We start from the raw sequence: 16039 nt of genomic DNA, 5'->3' as shown, positions 1-16039 counted from the left end.
CTTTAGTTGCCGCTGGCCACCGCAGGAACCGCAGCCTTCCACCACGCCATCGTTGCGGCGGTGCCGTCGGCGAGCGAGGTGGGCTCGAGTCCCAGAATTCTCTCGCTGCGGCTCGAGTCGAGGACGTAGGGGTAGCGGAACTGGTACAGGGTGTCGCCGAGTTCCTTCATCGGTCCTGGCACGACGCTCAGTGCCCGCATCACCCAGGCCGGAATGGTGCCTGTCTTGGGAGTGGGCACGTGGGCCGCGGCCGAGAACATCTCGATCATCGACCGCTGCGATACCGCGGGAGCAGTAGGTGCGTGCAGGACGGTGTTCCAGGTCGTCGGTGACGCGGCGGCCGTGATCATCGACGCGGCGAGATCCGGCACGTAGGTGAACGAGTGGGGTAGGTCCGCGGAGGCGATGACGCGGATCGTCTTGCCGGCCAGGATGGGCGCGATCACCCTCTCGCCCATGTGGGACGTCATGACGCGAGGCCCGTAGAAGTCCGAGGCAGCGACGCTGACAGTGGGAGTCGAGTGCTTCTCGCGAGCCGCCAGGAGCTGCGTACGCACACCCAACTTGCGGTAGGTGGCGTTGCGGGGAGTGTTCTCGCGGATCGGACCGTCGACTCGGCCGTAGGCGTACAGACTTTCGGGGAACGCGACGATCGTGCCCGCGGCCGCGTCGAGCACTCGCTTTTCCATCGCTTCGAGCTTGTCCCGCCAGACCGTGTTCTCGTAGGCGGCGTGGGTGCAATGGTAGATGGCGGTGGCCCCGCTCAGATGGGGTCGAAGATCATCGGATTCGATGTCGACGGCGCGGCGCTCGATCATCGGATGATCTGGTCCGCTACCGGACCGGGTCAGAACCCGCACCGAATGGCCCTGTGCAGCAAGTTGTTCGGCAACGGTCCAGCCGACGGGCCCGGCTCCGGTGACGACGTGTAGTTCGGTCATGATGTGCTCCCTTTCCTGCAAACGAGAGCGGTGCTCTCTGTTGATACGAGTGTGCACCCTGGACGCACGAAAAGCAAGAGCAGTGCTCTCTCGCAAGAGCGGCAGTTACAGTGAGCCCATGGCGAGCACCCCCCGGACCCGAGCCCGCGCGCAGACCCTGGCCGACATCACCCGTATCGGGCGCGATCATCTGGCCGCCGGTGGCGCGGCCGCATTGTCGTTGCGGGCCGTCGCGAGGGATCTCGGAGTCGTGTCCTCCGCGGTGTACCGATACGTCTCGAGCCGGGACGAATTGCTGACCCTGCTCGTCGTCGACGCGTACACCGAGCTCGGGGACACCGTCGACGCAGCGGTGGACGCCGCCGAGGGACCGAGAGAGAAGTTCCTGGCCCTCGGCCGGACGGTGCGGCAGTGGGGATTGCGAGAGCCGGCACGGTATGCGTTGCTGTTCGGCAGCCCGGTACCCGGCTACCACGCTCCCGCGGAGCAGACCACCGGGCCGGGCACCCGCGTGATCACCGCGCTGGTCCAGGTCCTCGACTCCGCCTGGGCGGATGCCCGGCCCGCGGCCCCGACCGATGTGTCGGCACCGGCATCACTGCACGGCAGCTTCGAGGAGATCCGCCGGGAGATGGGAACAGACCTGCCCGACGAGCTGATGGCCCGGGGAGTGATGGTGTGGGCGTCGCTGTTCGGCGCGATCAGCTTCGATGTGTTCGATCAGTACGGTGCCACGACATTCGCCAGCAGGGACGACTTGTTCGAATATCAGTTGGGATTGTTGACGAAGATCGCGGGGCTCGAGTAGGACCGAAGACTGGCCGTCGTGCTTGTGCCACATCCGGCGGTGCGCGGTGCCACAATGGCTACGTGGCAACGCATGCGGAGGAACCCGAGGACCAGACGGCGTCGGCGTTGCGCGATGTCCAGCCCGGCAGTCTGTTGGTGTCGTCGATCGAGCTCGTCGAGCCCACGTTTCGACGCACTGTCATCTACATCATCGAACACAACGATGCCGGCAGCCTCGGTGTCGTCATCAATCGTCCCAGTGAGACGGCCGTGCAGAACGTGCTGCCCGACTGGTCCGAGTTGGCCGCCAAGCCGCAGGCGCTGTACGTCGGTGGTCCGGTCAAACGAGATTCGGCACTGTGCCTTGCGACGCTGCGGACCGGCGTCTCGATCGATGGCGTTCCCGGATTGCGCCGCGTCGACGGCCGAGTGGTGATGGTCGATCTCGACTCCGATCCCGCCGATATCGCGCCACTGATCGAGGGTGTGCGCGTATTCGCCGGCTACTCGGGCTGGACGTTCGGTCAACTCGAAGGCGAACTGGACCGCGAGGACTGGATGGTGTTGTCTGCCTTGCCATCCGATGTGATCGGCCCGCCGCGCATCGATCTGTGGGCACACGTGTTGCGTCGTCAGCCGATGCCGTTGGCTTTGCTCGCATCCCATCCGATCGACGTCGACCGGAACTGAGCGGCTGCGCCGCACGTGCGCGGCAGTGCCTTTGGGTCGTTCCGCAGGCTCCACTCCCGCCTCGTAGCAGGGGTCGACTTTCCGCTCACATGCGGCGGAGCCGCTCAATGAGCGAAGGCCTGCGCGCTCGAATGCCCGCCTGACTTCAGGCCATCGATCACCTCGTCGATGGCAATGCACAGCATGCGACCGAGATCCGCGCTGAAACCCTCTCGAACAACGACTCTGAGTACCGCGACGTCGGTGGCGTTGTCGGGCATCGTGTATGCCGGTACCTGCCAGCCGCGGGCGCGTAACTCGTGGGACACGTCGAACACGGTGAAGTCGCAGTGGTCCTTCAGCATGAAGGAGAGCACCGGAATGGCCGATCCGTCGGTGATCACCTCGATGTCCGGGTGCTTCTCGAGGTGTCGGCTGACGCGAACAGCGGTGTCGCGCAGTGCCTTCATGATGTCGGTGTAGCCGGAGCGGCCCAGACGCAGGAAGTTGTAGTACTGACCGATCACCTGGTTGCCCGGCCTGGAGAAGTTCAGTGTGAAGGTGGGCATGTCGCCGCCGAGGTAGTTCACGCGGAACACCAGGTCTTCGGGGAGGTCTTCCTTGGTTCGCCAGACGGCGAATCCTATTCCCGGGTAGGTCAATCCGTACTTGTGTCCGCTGGCATTGATCGACTTGACGCGGGGCAGTCGGAAGTCCCATTCGAGTTCCGGATACAGAAACGGAACGACGAAGCCGCCGCTGGCCGCGTCGACATGAACCGGTACGTCCGGCCCGCCGCCGTCGGCGATCTCGTCGAGTGCAGCGCAGATTTCCTGGACCGGTTCGAGTTCTCCGGTGAACGTGGTGCCGAGGATCGCGACGACGCCGATGGTGTTCTCGTCCACCGCGTCGCGAACCTGTTCCGGGGTGATGACGTAGCGACCGCGCTCGACCGGAAGGTACTTGGGCTCCACGTCGAAGTAGCGGCAGAATTTCTCCCACACCACCTGAACATTGCTGCCCAACAACAGGTTCGGAGTGCCGGTGCCGGCTCCCTTGGCTCGCCAGCGCCACTTGAGCGCCAAGCCGGCCAACATGACGGCCTCACTGGATCCGATCGTCGAGACCCCGGTGGCCGACGACGGGTCCTCGCGGTCGAGTCCGGGGGCATGGAACAGATCGGCGACGATGTTGACGCAGCGTTCCTCGATGGCTGCGGTGGACGGATATTCGTCCTTGTCGATCATGTTCTTGTCGAAGGTCTCCGCCATGAGCTTCTCGGCCTGAGGATCCATCCAGGTGGTGACGAACGTCGCCAGATTGAGGCGCGAGCTGCCGTCGAGCATCAGTTCGTCGTGGATGTAGCGGTAGGCCGCGTCGGGGTCGAGTTGTTCCTCGGGAAGGCGCAGTGCGGGAACAGGATTGGTGGCGAGCCGGCCGGTGTAGGCCGCCGAGACGACACCGTCGGTGTGAAGTTTCCTGGTCATCGTCTTCTCCCCATTGCCTCGAGTGACACCCAATCTAGTCCGCCGCGGAGGCCGCCGGGCTCGGTTCCGATTCCGGTCGCCGAGCGAATCGCTGAGCGATCACGGTGCACACCATCAGCTGGATCTGGTGGAAGAGCAACAACGGCAACACGATCAGTCCGACGGGTTGTCCGACGAACAGCACCGCGGCCATCGGCAGGCCGCTCGCCAGGCTCTTCTTGGACCCGCAGAACAGCAGCACCAGTCGATCCTCGAGGGGAAAGCCGAACCATGTGCCCGCGTACCAGGTGATCGTCAGCACGACGGCGAGCAGCACAGCGCACACCGCGACCACGACGGCGATGCGCCACACCGCCACCGAGGACCACACGTGCTGGTTCATCGACTCGCTGAATGCGGCGAAGACGACCAACAGGATGGAGCCCCGGTCGACGAGCTTCGTCGGCGCGCTGTGCCGCGTCAACCATCCCGTCACCCATGGCCGGATCAACTGACCGACGGCGAACGGCAGCAACAGCTGGAGCACGATGTCGAGGATCGAGCCCGGATCGATGCTCACCGATCCGGCGGTGGTCATCAATGCGATCACCAGTAGCGGGGTGACGAACACCCCGATGATGTTGGAGAACGACGCGCTCACCACGGCGCCGGCGACGTTGCCGCGGGCGATGGAGGTGAAGGCAATCGAGGACTGCACCGTCGAGGGAACGAGGCAGAGAAACAGCACACCCGTGTAGAGGTCGTCGCTGATCAATCCGGGTTCGAGTATTCGCAGAGCCAGGCCGAGCGCGGGGAACAGCAGATAGGTCGACGCCAGGATCACCGAGTGCAGCCGCCAGTGCTTGAGGCCGTCCCACGCGTCTCGAGGCGACAACCTCGCACCGTAGATGAGGAACAGCAGCGCAATGGCGATCCGGGTGACCCAGCCCAGCACGTCCTCGGCCGTGCCGGTCGCCGGGAAGAGACTCGCCAGTACCGCCACTGCGAAGATGCTCAGCAAGAAGGGATCCAGCACGGTATCCCGCAACAACTTCACTCGGCTAACTTAATTCACCGTTGCGGTTCGAGTGCGGGCGGTCAAGGTGTTCAGGGTGCCTGCGATCGTGTCGGCCTGGACGGAACCGATGGTGAGCCGGTCACCGTTGGCGAAGGTGACGAAGGCTGCGGGGCCGGCTTCGGTAGCGACGGCGTAGTTCCCGCGCCCCTTGGCTCGCAGACCCCAACCGCCGAAGTCCTTACCCGGATCGACGGTCCGCACCGAGGCACCGGTGATCTCGTCGATGTCGTAGTCGAATGCCGCCATGCCCAGGCTGGACACGTAGAGCCCGTCGCTGTCGATGTGCACGGTGAAGCGCAGCAGCGACAGAATCAGAATCGTCAGCGGGACGAAGAGAAAGATCGGCCACGGCGAGCTGGTCAGATAACACGTCAACGCGGCTCCGGCCAGAGAGATCACTACGACGGTGATCCCGGCGACGCGGCTGGCACCGACGCGGACCACCAGAGGTAGCTCGGGATTGCAGCGCGGGAGATCGGCATGCGGCGCAGAGGTGGCGACGACGCGTTCGCGGTGGTCACGCAGCCTGGACGCACCGAACAGCCCAGCGGCGAATCCGATGACGGTGCCCATCGCGATGGCCCAGCCCGGGATGGTGACGCTCTGGCCGGACGAGAGGTCCAACTCCCGCGTCAGGGTCGCAATCTGGAGAACACCGATCATGCCGACGACGGTGAGTCCGATGACGAGCATCGTTCGGCGCATGATCAGCAGCACCCGAGCCAGCGACGCGACGGCGCTGCACCCGCCCCCCACCAGCACGATCACGACGGCCAGCGTCCAGGCATTGGAGAGTGGATCGGCGAGGTCGTCCGGTTCGGTGCCGCTGAAGTGTGTGGCGACCTGGTCCGGTAGTCGGCCCTGCCACAGGTAGGCCAGGACGAGGACCAGGGCAGCGACGGCGAGTGGTCCGAGAACACCGAAGACCACTCCAGCGGGGTCGAACGTGCGCGCAGCTCCCGTTTTCATCTGCTCAGCTCGGCTGGCAGGCATCCTTGAGGCTGCACGAGATGCACGAGCTTCCGCATCCGTCCGCCTCGGCGGGTGGCGGGACGGCCGCTGCGGCGCGGGCCCCGATGGATCCGCCGGCCGCAGCGATGAACAGTGCGGCCACGAGGGCAACGACGACTGCGACGACGGCCGATACTCCGCTCAACGCAACCGCGGCCACTGCGCCCAGGGCCAGCACCAGAGCCGATGCCGCGGTGGTCGGCCCGGCGACGCGATTGGCGAGAACGAACGTCTCGTCGTCGCGCATGGCCTCGGTGGTGCGAACACCGGCGAAACGGTTACGCGGGAGCCGACCCAGCAACGACAGCGCAGCGACAGCGCCGACGACGAGGGCGAGCACGAACAACACAACCGAGACGATGACCACCTCGCCAGGATACGGCGCAGCGAGGTCCTGGTACCAGGCGGGCCGCGTCACACTTTAGGCTGGTCGACGTGACCGATTCCGTTGACGCATCCACCGAGTCCGTTCCCGAACACCGCTATACCGCGGAGCTCGCCGGGCAGATCGAGGAGCAGTGGCAGGACCTGTGGGAGACCCAGGGCACCTTCGACGCGCCCAACCCGGTCGGCACGCTCGCCGGAGACGTCCCGAAAGACAAGCTGTTCGTCCAGGACATGTTCCCGTATCCGTCGGGCAGCGGCCTGCACGTCGGCCATCCCCTCGGTTACATCGCCACCGACGTCTTCGCGCGCTACCACCGCATGCAGGGCCGCAACGTGCTGCACGCGCTGGGGTACGACGCGTTCGGTCTGCCCGCCGAGCAGTACGCCGTGCAGACCGGCACGCACCCGCGCAGCACCACCGAGGACAACATCGTCAACATGCGACGCCAGTTGCGACGTCTGGGCCTCGGGCACGATCGTCGACGGTCCCTGGCGACGACGGACGTCGACTTCTACCACTGGACGCAGTGGATCTTTCTGCAGATCTTCAACTCGTGGTTCGACACGGACCTCGGCAAAGCGCGGCCCATCGCGGAACTGGAGGCGGCCTTCGCCTCGGGTGAGCGGACTTTGGACGACGGCCGCTCCTGGGAGTCGCTGACCGTCGGCGAGCGCCGTGAGGTGATCGACGGCTTCCGTCTGGTGTACGAGTCCAACTCGATGGTCAATTGGTGCCCCGGCCTGGGTACGGTGCTGGCCAACGAAGAGGTCACCGCCGACGGCCGCAGCGATCGCGGTAACTTCCCGGTCTTCCGGAAGAACTTGCGGCAGTGGATGATGCGCATCACGGCATACTCCGACCGCCTGGTCGACGACCTCGAGTACCTGGATTGGCCCGAGAAGGTCAAGACGATGCAGCGCAACTGGATCGGACGCTCCCGCGGAGCGCAGGTCTCGTTCTCCGGCATCGAGGTGTTCACCACTCGCCCCGACACTCTGTTCGGCGCGAGCTACGTGGTGCTCGCGCCCGAGCACGATCTGGTCGACGGGCTGATCGCTCCCGAGTGGCCGGCGGACGTCTCCGACAAGTGGACCGGCGGTGCCGCGACTCCCGCGGAAGCCGTTGCGGCATACCGGGCGTCGATCGCCGCCAAGTCCGATCTGGAGCGGCAGGAGAACAAGGAGAAGACCGGCGTCTTCATCGGCGCCTACGCGACGAACCCGGTGAACGGTGAGCAGGTGCCGGTGTTCATCGCCGACTACGTGCTGACGGGCTACGGCACCGGTGCGATCATGGCCGTACCCGGCCACGACGCCCGTGACTGGGAATTTGCGACAACTTTCGGTCTGCCTGTGCGAGAGGTCATTTCGGGCGGCGACGTCACCGAGGCAGCGTACGTCGGCGACGGTGCGCTGGTGAACTCGGACTTCCTCGACGGCCTGCCGGTCGACGAGGCCAAGGCCGCCGTCATCGCACGCCTGGAAGCGGACGGCACCGGCCGCGGCACGATTCAGTACAAGCTGCGCGACTGGCTGTTCGCGCGCCAGCGGTACTGGGGTGAGCCCTTCCCGATCGTCTGGGACGCCGAGGGCAACCCGCACGGCTTGCCGGATTCCGCTCTGCCGGTGGAACTTCCGGAGATCGAGAACTACGCCCCGGTGTCGTTCGATCCGAACGACGCCAGCTCCGAGCCGTCCCCACCACTGGCCAAGGCCGACGGGTGGGTCAACGTCGAGCTCGATCTGGGCGACGGACTGCAGACCTACACCCGTGATACCAACGTCATGCCGCAGTGGGCCGGCAGCTCCTGGTACCAGCTGCGCTACGTCGACCCCACCAACTCCGAGGCCTTCGCGGACCCGGAGAACGAAAAGTACTGGGTCGGACCGCGTCCGGAGATCCACGGACCCAACGATCCGGGTGGGGTCGATCTCTACGTGGGTGGCGTCGAGCATGCGGTGTTGCACCTGCTGTACTCGCGCTTCTGGCACAAGGTGTTGTTCGATCTGGGTCACGTCAGCTCGAGCGAGCCGTACCGCCGGTTGTACAACCAGGGCTACATCCAGGCCTACGCCTACACCGACGCGCGTGGGGTCTACGTGCCCGCGGCCGAGGTGATCGAACGCGACGGCGGTTACTTCTACCAGGACCAGCCCGTCAACCGTGAGTACGGGAAAATGGGTAAGTCACTGAAGAACTCGGTCTCCCCCGACGAGATCTTCGCCGAGTACGGTGCCGACACCCTGCGGTTCTACGAGATGTCGATGGGCCCGCTGGACACCTCCCGGCCGTGGGCGACCAAGGACGTCGTCGGCGCGCAGCGGTTCTTGCAGCGCGTCTGGCGACTGGTGCTCGACGAGGTGACCGGCGAGGTCCGCGTCACCGATGCCAAGCCCACCGAGGACACGCTGCGAGTGCTCAACCGAGTGATCGACGGCGTGCACGCGGATTACGCTGCGCTGCGCGACAATACGGCCGGTGCCAAGTTGATCGAGCTGACCAACCACATCACCAAGGCCTACCCCGACGGTGCCCCGCGCGGGGTCGTCGAGCCGCTGATCCTGATGCTGGCTCCTTTGGCTCCGCACCTGTCGGAGGAGCTGTGGGGCAAGCTCGGTCACGAGAAGTCGTTGGCGCACGGGCCGTTCCCGCGCGTGGAGAAGAAGTGGCTCGTCGCCGATACCGTCGACTACCCCATCCAGGTCAACGGCAAGGTACGCAGCCGCATCACCGTCTCTGCCGATGCAACGAAGGACGACGTCGAGAAGACGGCTCTTGCGGACGAGAAAATCGCGGCCTTGCTCGACGGCAAGGCCCCGACCAAGATAATCGTGATCCCGGGTCGAATGGTCAACATCGTCCTGAAGTAGTGCGCCTCCGGCGCAGTGGTGCGGTTGAGTGCCCTCAGGGGCTCCTGTTCGCACTACTGCGTCGGAGCAGCACTGCCAGTGCAGCGGCTGCGGCCGCAGCGATGAGGCCGACCACCCAGGGAACGTAGTTCGTGTGATCTGGACTCTGTTCGGCTGCTACAACTTCCAGTGGCGGGGGCTCGATGATCGGGCGAGGTTGCCCGAACACCGACACCGCGGACTCCACCGAGACGCGATCGCTGGCGAGACTGGTGCCACCGCACGACGCCGCAGACCAGGTGGCCCCGTTCGTGTTTTGCGACGATGCGACGACGAGATACTCGGTTCCCACAGTGAACCCGGCACCGCACGCGGTCGTCTCGGTAGCGGTGGACACCGTGGTGATGGCCTGGACTTGCCCGTCGAGTACTCCGGCGACGTCGAAATCGACGATGTAGCCCTGGGCGTCACTGCCCGTGGTCTTGGAGGTCGGGGTTCCGAGGAACACGGCTCCTGAGCCCGCAACGCTTTCGAAGACGGCCGACGTCTTCTGCATGCTCATCGGCACGGCGCAGCCACAAGCGAATGCAGTTCCCGGTGTACCCAGCGCGAACACCGCGCTACCCGCGATAACCAACAGTGCTGTGATCAGTCGTCCGAACATGGGCACATCCTCCGCCGAGCTCGAAGTTATGGATGAAAATCGCTCAGTATTCGTCCATAACTTCGAGTTCGGCGTCGCGTCGGGTGCGTCACCGGGTACCTCTCCGCGTAGTTGCAGCGAGTCCGTACTTTCGCGAAATACCACGTGGTTCGTTATGGTTCATCGCAGGCAACCGGGGGGTGACTGCCCGGCCTCCACTACCCACGGAAGGACGGACTCATGCACGGTCCAGGCAACTACGGCTATCAGCCACCACCGGTTGCGTATCCGCCGCAGCCACCGCGTCCTCAGCCTCGGATGTCACCGCGGCCGAGCGTCGTGTCGATCGTGATACTCGTCGTGGGGTGCGTGATCGGTCTCGGTTTGCGACTCGCGATGGGGCCTCTCGGCAGCACGTCCCTCCACCTTCTCGCAGCGAATACGATTCCGTCTCTCGCGTTGGCCGTGTTCTGTGTGCTTCAGCCAGTTGCTCCGGTCCGACGCATCGTTGCCGTTGCTGCGTTGAGCATTTCGGTCTTGATTTCGGTGATTGCGGAGTTGGGGCCGGTCTACTTCGGCATCAGCGACTACGTGGTCTATGCGGCGTTTCTGTCCATCATCGTGATGGTGCCTGCCGTACTTGCGTGGGTTCTGGTCCGACGCCGCTCACTGGTGACCTTGGTGGTGGTCGCGATTTCCGCAGTGGTGGGGTCGGTATTTCAGCTTTTCGCCCACTGGTTGATGTTGGACGCATTCAATTCTCGAGCGACGCCCGCGGTTCTCGATGTTGTGCTGTTGGTGAGTATCGCGGTGCCGGCCTGGATTGCCGTCGGTATCGATGCGGTAATAGGTCCGAAGAGGAACAACCCCGTCGCGCCGACCTACAACAGTCCTCCTCCGGGATACGGACCGCCGTTCACACGGTGATCGACGCGGTCAGATGGCCCCGAGATCGGCCGACAGCCAATGCTCCGGTTGCAGGTAGAACACCACGTTTTCTTCGTGTTCGCTGTTCGCCATCTCGAGGTAGCCGTCGACCTTCTCCGGGGGTAGGTAGCGCGCTGCCATGGCGCGCAGAAGCTCCGGCGTGTTGGGCTCTTCGCGTACGACCGGCCCATCGACGGACACGTATTTGATCGTCGGATTCGACTGCTCGACCATGAGAGTGAATCGACCTGCAGCCCTGATCAATTGGGCCTTCTTCGACGTCCTGCCGGTGAGGACCCACGCGTCACCGCCCGGGGTGTAGTCGTACCAGATGGGGACGGTGAGCGGCCCCCGATCGGGACCCGCAGCGACGGACAAGGCGGCGATCCGAGACTCGGCCAGAAATTCTTCGCGTTCTGCCTTCGACAGTGCCATGTCTTCACGGTAGGACTTCCGGCGTCGAACATCCAGACTTCGAGCGGTGCCAGGTGACGGATCGGCGTCGAGCGTGGACAGTGGAGGGATGCCGATCGACGAGCGAGAGATCCCGGGTAGTCCCGTGGGTCGCCGAGTCGTGCTCGGCCTGTTGGCAGCCGGTGCCGCGGGCATCGTGGGCGGCGGGGCGATCCAGAAGGGGTTGGCGTCCGTTCTCGGCCCACTCGGCAATCACGATCCAACGGGATTGATCGGGCTGATTCCCGTCGGGAACAATTTCCGGTTCTACTCGGTGACGCAGGGCGCGCCGCGTAAGGACGAGAATTCCTACGCCCTGACGGTGGGCGGTTCCGTCGACGCACCGCGCACGTTCACTCTGCAGGACCTACGTTCGATGCCGCAGACGTCGTTGGTGCGTGACTTTCAATGCGTCACGGGATGGCGAGTACCCGAAGTTGCCTGGAGCGGAGTGCGATTGGCCGATATTCTCGATGCCGTCGGACCCACCGCGTCGGCGAACTCGCTTCGCTTCACCTCGTTCGACGGGACCTACACGGAGAGTCTGACGCTCGAGCAGGCACGTCGCGACGATGTCCTGATTGCGCTGACGATGTTGGACGCTCCGGTGACCCACGACCACGGCGGGCCTGTTCGGCTGTTCGTGGCCTCGATGTACGGCTACAAGAGCATCAAATGGCTCGGCGGCATCGAGCTCACCGACAACGTGGTGCCGGGCTACTGGGAGAATCGCGGATACGACATCGACGCATACGTCGGCGAATCGAACGGGCGTCGTGATGACCCCACGGGCTGAGCTCGCCAGATTCGGACGGGTCGAACGATACGTGCACTGGGCCGTCGGGATTCTGGTGATCGTCTGCATCGTCACCGCTGCGATCCTGTACATCGGGTCGCTCGCAGTGCTGGTGGGGCACCGCCCGATCGTGGAGTTCGTGCACGTGTGGTCGGGCTTCCTCCTTCCGGTTCCGTTGATCGCCGGTGCGATATCCAGTGGCTACCGACGGGACCTGGAGCGTCTCAACAGATTCGTCGACGACGACTGGAAGTGGTTGCGTTCCAAGGCTCGTCGCCTCGGCGCGGTGGGGGTCGGTAAGTTCAACGCCGGCCAGAAGCTGAACGGCGCGCTCAGCGGTGGGTCGATTCTCGTGCTGCTGCTGACCGGTGCGGTGATGTACTTCCAGAACTGGAGCCCGCTGAACTGGCGAATCGGCGCGACCTTCGTACACGATTGGTTCGCACTGGGATTCGGCCTGCTGGTGGTCGGGCACATCACGTACGCGTGGAAAGACACCGAGGCCATGCGCGGGATGACCGAGGGAGTCGTCACGCGAGAGTGGGCCCGGCGCGAGCATCCGGAATGGGTAGACGAGAACCGAGATGGCTGACGGTTGCTAGTCGATCGACTTCTGCTTTCCTCCGGTGACGAAGCCGGCGGAGCGGAACGGGCGCAGGCGTACGACGGGTTCTGCGTCGTGACCCTTCTGGTCGTGCACGATGCGGTATTCCGCGCTCAATTGCCGCAGGCTGGCGATGGACAGCTGCCGGAGTTGTTCGGCAGTATCGGGATCGGATTCCATTGTGGGCCGAAGCTCGGCGTCGAGCGTCAATGTCTGGCGCTGGTGGCTGTCGGTCTCGCAGCGAGCGATGAACCGTCCCGTCAATCGTGTTGCCAGAGAGATGTGTTCGACGGCCGGTCGGAAGTAGTCGGGATAGATGTTGACGGCACTGTAGATGGCGGCGACGTCGGTTCGGCCGAACACCAGCAGGTAGTGAGCATTCGGGTCGATGTCTTCAGCGAGAGCGGAATACCCGGCATCGGCGAGGCGGTCGCGGACTTCGTTACCGACGAGCGTGTGGCCCCTGTCGTTCACGCGGTAGCGAACCAGTGGCAGCACTCCACCCACGGTGAAGAGTAAGTACCCGTCGGGGTCGACTTCGATGTAGGTGAACTCGGGTCGATACTGCACGAATGCGGGTTGTTGCACGACATCTTCATCGGCGTACTCGGTGCCGAATATCGCGCCGTTCAAGGCCGAATCCTCTGCTGCCGCCGAACGTATGGCAGTCGTGGCTGCCGTTTCATAGCCGACGAATCCAACGTCGGTTGCCCCGTAGACCACACGTACGCGGTCTCCGTCGGGGTCGCCGAGCATGCCGTGGACGAGGGATCGCCACGCCTCGCTGACGGGTTCACCCCCGACGATGACCACCACGTCGTGCCGTCGAAGCAGCTCTCCATGGGTGTCGAGCAGGTCCCGGGCGATCGGGGGGTACGCGAAGATCACGATCTGCTGATATCCGTCTGCGGCCTCGGACACCACTTCGGCAATGACGTCGGGATCCATACCGGGGGTCGCTATCGAGAGCCGATGGCCTCGCTTTCGGAGTTCGAGCAACATGGCGTACATGAAGGCACCTCCGATGTACGGACCGAGTGGAAACGTCACGAGTGCGAGGGTCGTTCTGTGCTCGGTGTCGGCGCATTCCCGCAGCACGTGCCCGAACATCGCTGCTCCGTGATCGGTGCTCCGCTGTCCGCGTGACCAGAAGGTCGGGGTTCCCGACGACCCTGCGCTGCTCGCGATGGTCTCGACTTCTTCGGGTCCGCCGGCCTGCAGATCGGAGAGGATGTTGGTTCTTCGGTAGGTGTCCTTCGAGGTGGTCGGCAATCGAGCGAGGTCGGTCATCGTTGCGATCGCGTCGATCTCGATTCCGTGCTCGGCGAGCAGACGGCGATACGCGGGTACCGAGAGTGCGATGGACTGGACGAGCCGAAGAGCTGTGCGTGTCGGGTCGTGCCGATCTGCCTGGTTCATGGCCTGACCTTTCGATCATGTCCACCGCCGGCCGGGCGGTGGACGGGAATCACGTTGGGGAACGGGGTAATTCGATCGTGTGGCGTGCTTGTTCGACTTCTCGAGAAACTCGGAACTGGCGACGAACATCATCGACCTGCGGATCCGCCATGCCCGTCCCTGGCATGGCGGGCATCGTCCGCCGCCTGAGCCGCGGCCACATAGGCGTCGTGCAAACGTGTGAGGTCGAAGCGCTCACCGATGGTGTCCCCGTGGGCATCGATGTCGGCGCAGAGCTTTCTTCCGGGTGCACTCCAACTCGAACCGGCTTTCAGCCGATAGAACGCAGATCGGGAAATGCTGAACAAGATACGGCCGAGATGATCGTCGTCCTTGCTGCCGGCGGCGCGTCGAATCGCACGGTAGGCCTCGTCCGTCGCACGTTCGAGATCACGCCGCCGTGCCTCCACGCGGTGCAGAGCGCGAACGAGGCGCTCTTGGTACATGGTGAGTTCGTCAGGCTCCCGGGAATCCGACGGGTGAACCGAGCTGTCGTGAGGCGACAGTATTTCGTGAAAAGTACCTGTTCCTGTTCCCCTGGGAACGATGTCGAGCCGGTTGCCGAAATCTCGTGCACGCTCGGCGAATTGCCGTGAATCCAGCAAGGGCAGCGTCGTCAGGTATCGACGCAGCCGGTCATCGGCGACCGCAGCGAACATGTCGGTGGTGAGCTCGAGTATCGCAGGATGATGCGCCCACGCGGTCATGGCAATCGAGATGGGATACGGGAGCCCGGTGCGGATGAGGGTCTGACAGCTCGCGCGGACAGCGGGTCTGGCCAGTAGATCTGCTCCCAGGATGATCAAGGTTTGTTCCACCACGGCACCGACGAACAGATCGTCGGGCGTCTGTGCAACACGAGCGATCAATCGCGGCAGTTCATCCTCGGCCCCCCTGTTGGCAAGCCCCTTGGCGGCGGCGAACTCGAAGAACGTTTGATGGAGAAACCGGGCACGATTGTCGGTTGTGACCAGTACGCCGCGCCGGGTCAGTGCCCGTACGTGTCTGCGCAGGACCACGTCGTCGTATGTATGGTCCGCCGATGCCGCGACCTGCGCCGCGCGTCGAACGACGACGTCGACGGGTGGTTCGGGTGTTCCCAACGCGAGCATGGCAATCGCCAGAAACCCGGCACTGGCCGAAAGGTCATCAGTGTCCTCAGCCGGTACCTCCGGTCCGGAGCGGTGATCGCTGACGATGCGCCGAGACCAGAACAGGTTGTAGAGACCGGTGACGTCGAGTTCGAGCTGAGGAAAATGTGGTGCCGACAGTGAGAAGAGAAGTCTGAGCAGCAAGGGGCTGGTGCACACGTCGTCGACGAGAGCGCCGCGGGCCAGGGCGGACTGGATCGCCGTCACCGGATTCGGTGGCATCACCGAGTCGTCGGCGATGAACTCGACGGTCAATGCCTCGATTGCGGTCGGAAGTTCGGAGTTCGAGGAGAACGGCCCGAGGGTGATCTTGTGCCCCAGGTTCGTGGGAAGGCTTTGACCTTCGAGCGGCCTGGTCGTCAGAACTACGGGGACTGCCGTCCGAGCGAGCACAGTGACCAGGTCGATGATGTCGTGGCGAGCAGAGCGGCTGTGCAGCATCAGGTCCGCGGTGTCGAGCAGCAGTACTGCGCCCGGTCGACCGGTTACGGCGGCGATGATCTCGGCGGTCGAGGCTGTACGAATGCCGTCGTCGCCGGGATGGAGCCAGGTGGCAGAGACCAGTAACGGATGGAGCCCCTGCTCCTGTAGCGCTCGGTGGAGCGACCACAGCAGTGTCGATTTTCCGTGCCCGGCTCCACCGACAACTATCTGTGGCTCGGATCCTCGGACCGTGCGTCGAAGCAACGCGGCCTCGATATCGCGACTCACATACCAGGTGCCGTCGTCTCCGGATCCCACTTCGATGTCGTCGAGCAGGTGCTGCGACAGTCGTGCCAATCGATCCCAGTGCATGGGATCGATTTCGGTCACACT

General features: G+C 64.3%; 15 protein-coding genes. 6 read left to right on the top strand and 9 right to left on the bottom strand.

Features of this window, described 5'->3' with window-relative positions; all coding sequences use genetic code 11:
* Positions 1–2: 2 nt before the first annotated feature.
* On the bottom strand, positions 3–941 hold the full coding sequence (locus tag BH93_RS00625; protein ID WP_037174985.1) for an NAD-dependent epimerase/dehydratase family protein: 939 nt from the start codon (positions 939–941) through the stop codon (positions 3–5).
* A 118-nt stretch (positions 942–1059) separates the two neighbouring features.
* On the opposite strand from BH93_RS00625, the gene BH93_RS00620 reads away from it, so the two are divergent.
* Positions 1060–1749 carry a TetR/AcrR family transcriptional regulator gene (locus BH93_RS00620; RefSeq protein ID WP_032379450.1) on the top strand — a complete coding sequence of 230 codons (690 nt, stop codon included), beginning with the start codon at positions 1060–1062 and terminating at the stop codon, positions 1747–1749.
* 62 nt (positions 1750–1811) lie between these two features.
* On the top strand, positions 1812–2420 hold the full coding sequence (locus tag BH93_RS00615) for a YqgE/AlgH family protein (protein WP_037174987.1): 609 nt from the start codon (positions 1812–1814) through the stop codon (positions 2418–2420).
* Between the two features lie 104 nt (positions 2421–2524).
* Here the strand turns inward: BH93_RS00615 and BH93_RS00610 are convergent, their stop codons facing one another.
* The 4 genes from BH93_RS00610 to BH93_RS00595 are packed head-to-tail and all read right to left on the bottom strand — an operon-like array spanning position 2525 to position 6321.
* Entirely contained in the window at positions 2525–3886 is a 1362-nt protein-coding gene (locus BH93_RS00610) for a glutamate decarboxylase (protein ID WP_037174988.1), read from the bottom strand.
* 34 nt (positions 3887–3920) lie between these two features.
* On the bottom strand, positions 3921–4922 hold the full coding sequence (locus BH93_RS00605; protein ID WP_037174989.1) for a bile acid:sodium symporter family protein: 1002 nt from the start codon (positions 4920–4922) through the stop codon (positions 3921–3923).
* Positions 4923–4931: 9 nt separating this feature from the next.
* Positions 4932–5912: a hypothetical protein gene (locus BH93_RS00600; RefSeq protein WP_037175217.1), complete on the bottom strand. Its 981-nt coding sequence runs from the start codon at positions 5910–5912 to the stop codon at positions 4932–4934.
* A 4-nt stretch (positions 5913–5916) separates the two neighbouring features.
* Entirely contained in the window at positions 5917–6321 is a 405-nt protein-coding gene (locus BH93_RS00595) for an SdpI family protein (protein WP_032379448.1), read from the bottom strand.
* A 68-nt stretch (positions 6322–6389) separates the two neighbouring features.
* On the opposite strand from BH93_RS00595, the gene leuS reads away from it, so the two are divergent.
* Positions 6390–9212, top strand: coding sequence for a leucine--tRNA ligase (leuS, locus tag BH93_RS00590; RefSeq protein WP_037174990.1), 2823 nt, complete (start codon positions 6390–6392; stop codon positions 9210–9212).
* 34 nt (positions 9213–9246) lie between these two features.
* Here leuS and BH93_RS00585 read toward each other — a convergent pair whose 3' ends face one another.
* A complete protein-coding gene (locus BH93_RS00585) occupies positions 9247–9855 on the bottom strand; it encodes a hypothetical protein (protein ID WP_037174992.1) in 609 nt (202 codons plus the stop codon).
* Between the two features lie 219 nt (positions 9856–10074).
* Here BH93_RS00585 and BH93_RS00580 point away from each other — a divergent pair, with 219 nt between their 5' ends.
* Positions 10075–10761 (top strand): hypothetical protein, encoded by a 687-nt coding sequence (locus tag BH93_RS00580; protein ID WP_155291030.1) that lies wholly within the window; start codon positions 10075–10077, stop codon positions 10759–10761.
* A 9-nt stretch (positions 10762–10770) separates the two neighbouring features.
* Here BH93_RS00580 and BH93_RS00575 read toward each other — a convergent pair whose 3' ends face one another.
* The gene (locus BH93_RS00575; protein WP_032378735.1) at positions 10771–11196 is read right to left on the bottom strand and encodes a pyridoxamine 5'-phosphate oxidase family protein; all 426 of its coding nucleotides are present in this window, start codon (positions 11194–11196) and stop codon (positions 10771–10773) included.
* A 46-nt stretch (positions 11197–11242) separates the two neighbouring features.
* Here BH93_RS00575 and BH93_RS00570 point away from each other — a divergent pair, with 46 nt between their 5' ends.
* Positions 11243–12010, top strand: coding sequence for a molybdopterin-dependent oxidoreductase (locus tag BH93_RS00570; RefSeq protein WP_242459084.1), 768 nt, complete (start codon positions 11243–11245; stop codon positions 12008–12010).
* Positions 11994–12602: a cytochrome b/b6 domain-containing protein gene (locus BH93_RS00565; RefSeq protein WP_037174994.1), complete on the top strand. Its 609-nt coding sequence runs from the start codon at positions 11994–11996 to the stop codon at positions 12600–12602. Before BH93_RS00570 ends, BH93_RS00565 begins: the two co-directional genes overlap by 17 nt.
* Before the next feature lie 6 nt (positions 12603–12608).
* Here BH93_RS00565 and BH93_RS00560 read toward each other — a convergent pair whose 3' ends face one another.
* Positions 12609–14033, bottom strand: a complete 1425-nt coding sequence (locus tag BH93_RS00560; RefSeq protein WP_037174996.1) for a phenylacetate--CoA ligase family protein — start codon at positions 14031–14033, stop codon at positions 12609–12611.
* 128 nt (positions 14034–14161) lie between these two features.
* Entirely contained in the window at positions 14162–16036 is a 1875-nt protein-coding gene (locus tag BH93_RS00555) for an ATP-binding protein (protein WP_155291031.1), read from the bottom strand.
* Positions 16037–16039: the final 3 nt, after the last annotated feature.

This window comes from Rhodococcoides fascians A25f (assembly GCF_000760935.2).
In the GTDB taxonomy this organism is placed as follows: domain Bacteria; phylum Actinomycetota; class Actinomycetes; order Mycobacteriales; family Mycobacteriaceae; genus Rhodococcoides.
Note: the sequence above shows the minus strand (reverse complement) of the source record. Positions and strands in the feature narration are given on the sequence as shown.

What these genes read in the sequence shown, in the direction of transcription:
- BH93_RS00625 (WP_037174985.1), bottom strand. Translation starts at nt 941, where the DNA reads ATGACCGAACTACACGTCGTCACCGGAGCCGGGCCCGTCGGCTGGACC.
- BH93_RS00620 (WP_032379450.1), top strand. Translation starts at nt 1,060, where the DNA reads ATGGCGAGCACCCCCCGGACCCGAGCCCGCGCGCAGACCCTGGCCGAC.
- BH93_RS00610 (WP_037174988.1), bottom strand. Translation starts at nt 3,886, where the DNA reads ATGACCAGGAAACTTCACACCGACGGTGTCGTCTCGGCGGCCTACACC.
- BH93_RS00600 (WP_037175217.1), bottom strand. Translation starts at nt 5,912, where the DNA reads ATGAAAACGGGAGCTGCGCGCACGTTCGACCCCGCTGGAGTGGTCTTC.
- BH93_RS00585 (WP_037174992.1), bottom strand. Translation starts at nt 9,855, where the DNA reads ATGTTCGGACGACTGATCACAGCACTGTTGGTTATCGCGGGTAGCGCG.
- BH93_RS00580 (WP_155291030.1), top strand. Translation starts at nt 10,075, where the DNA reads ATGCACGGTCCAGGCAACTACGGCTATCAGCCACCACCGGTTGCGTAT.
- BH93_RS00575 (WP_032378735.1), bottom strand. Translation starts at nt 11,196, where the DNA reads ATGGCACTGTCGAAGGCAGAACGCGAAGAATTTCTGGCCGAGTCTCGG.
- BH93_RS00565 (WP_037174994.1), top strand. Translation starts at nt 11,994, where the DNA reads ATGACCCCACGGGCTGAGCTCGCCAGATTCGGACGGGTCGAACGATAC.
- BH93_RS00560 (WP_037174996.1), bottom strand. Translation starts at nt 14,033, where the DNA reads ATGAACCAGGCAGATCGGCACGACCCGACACGCACAGCTCTTCGGCTC.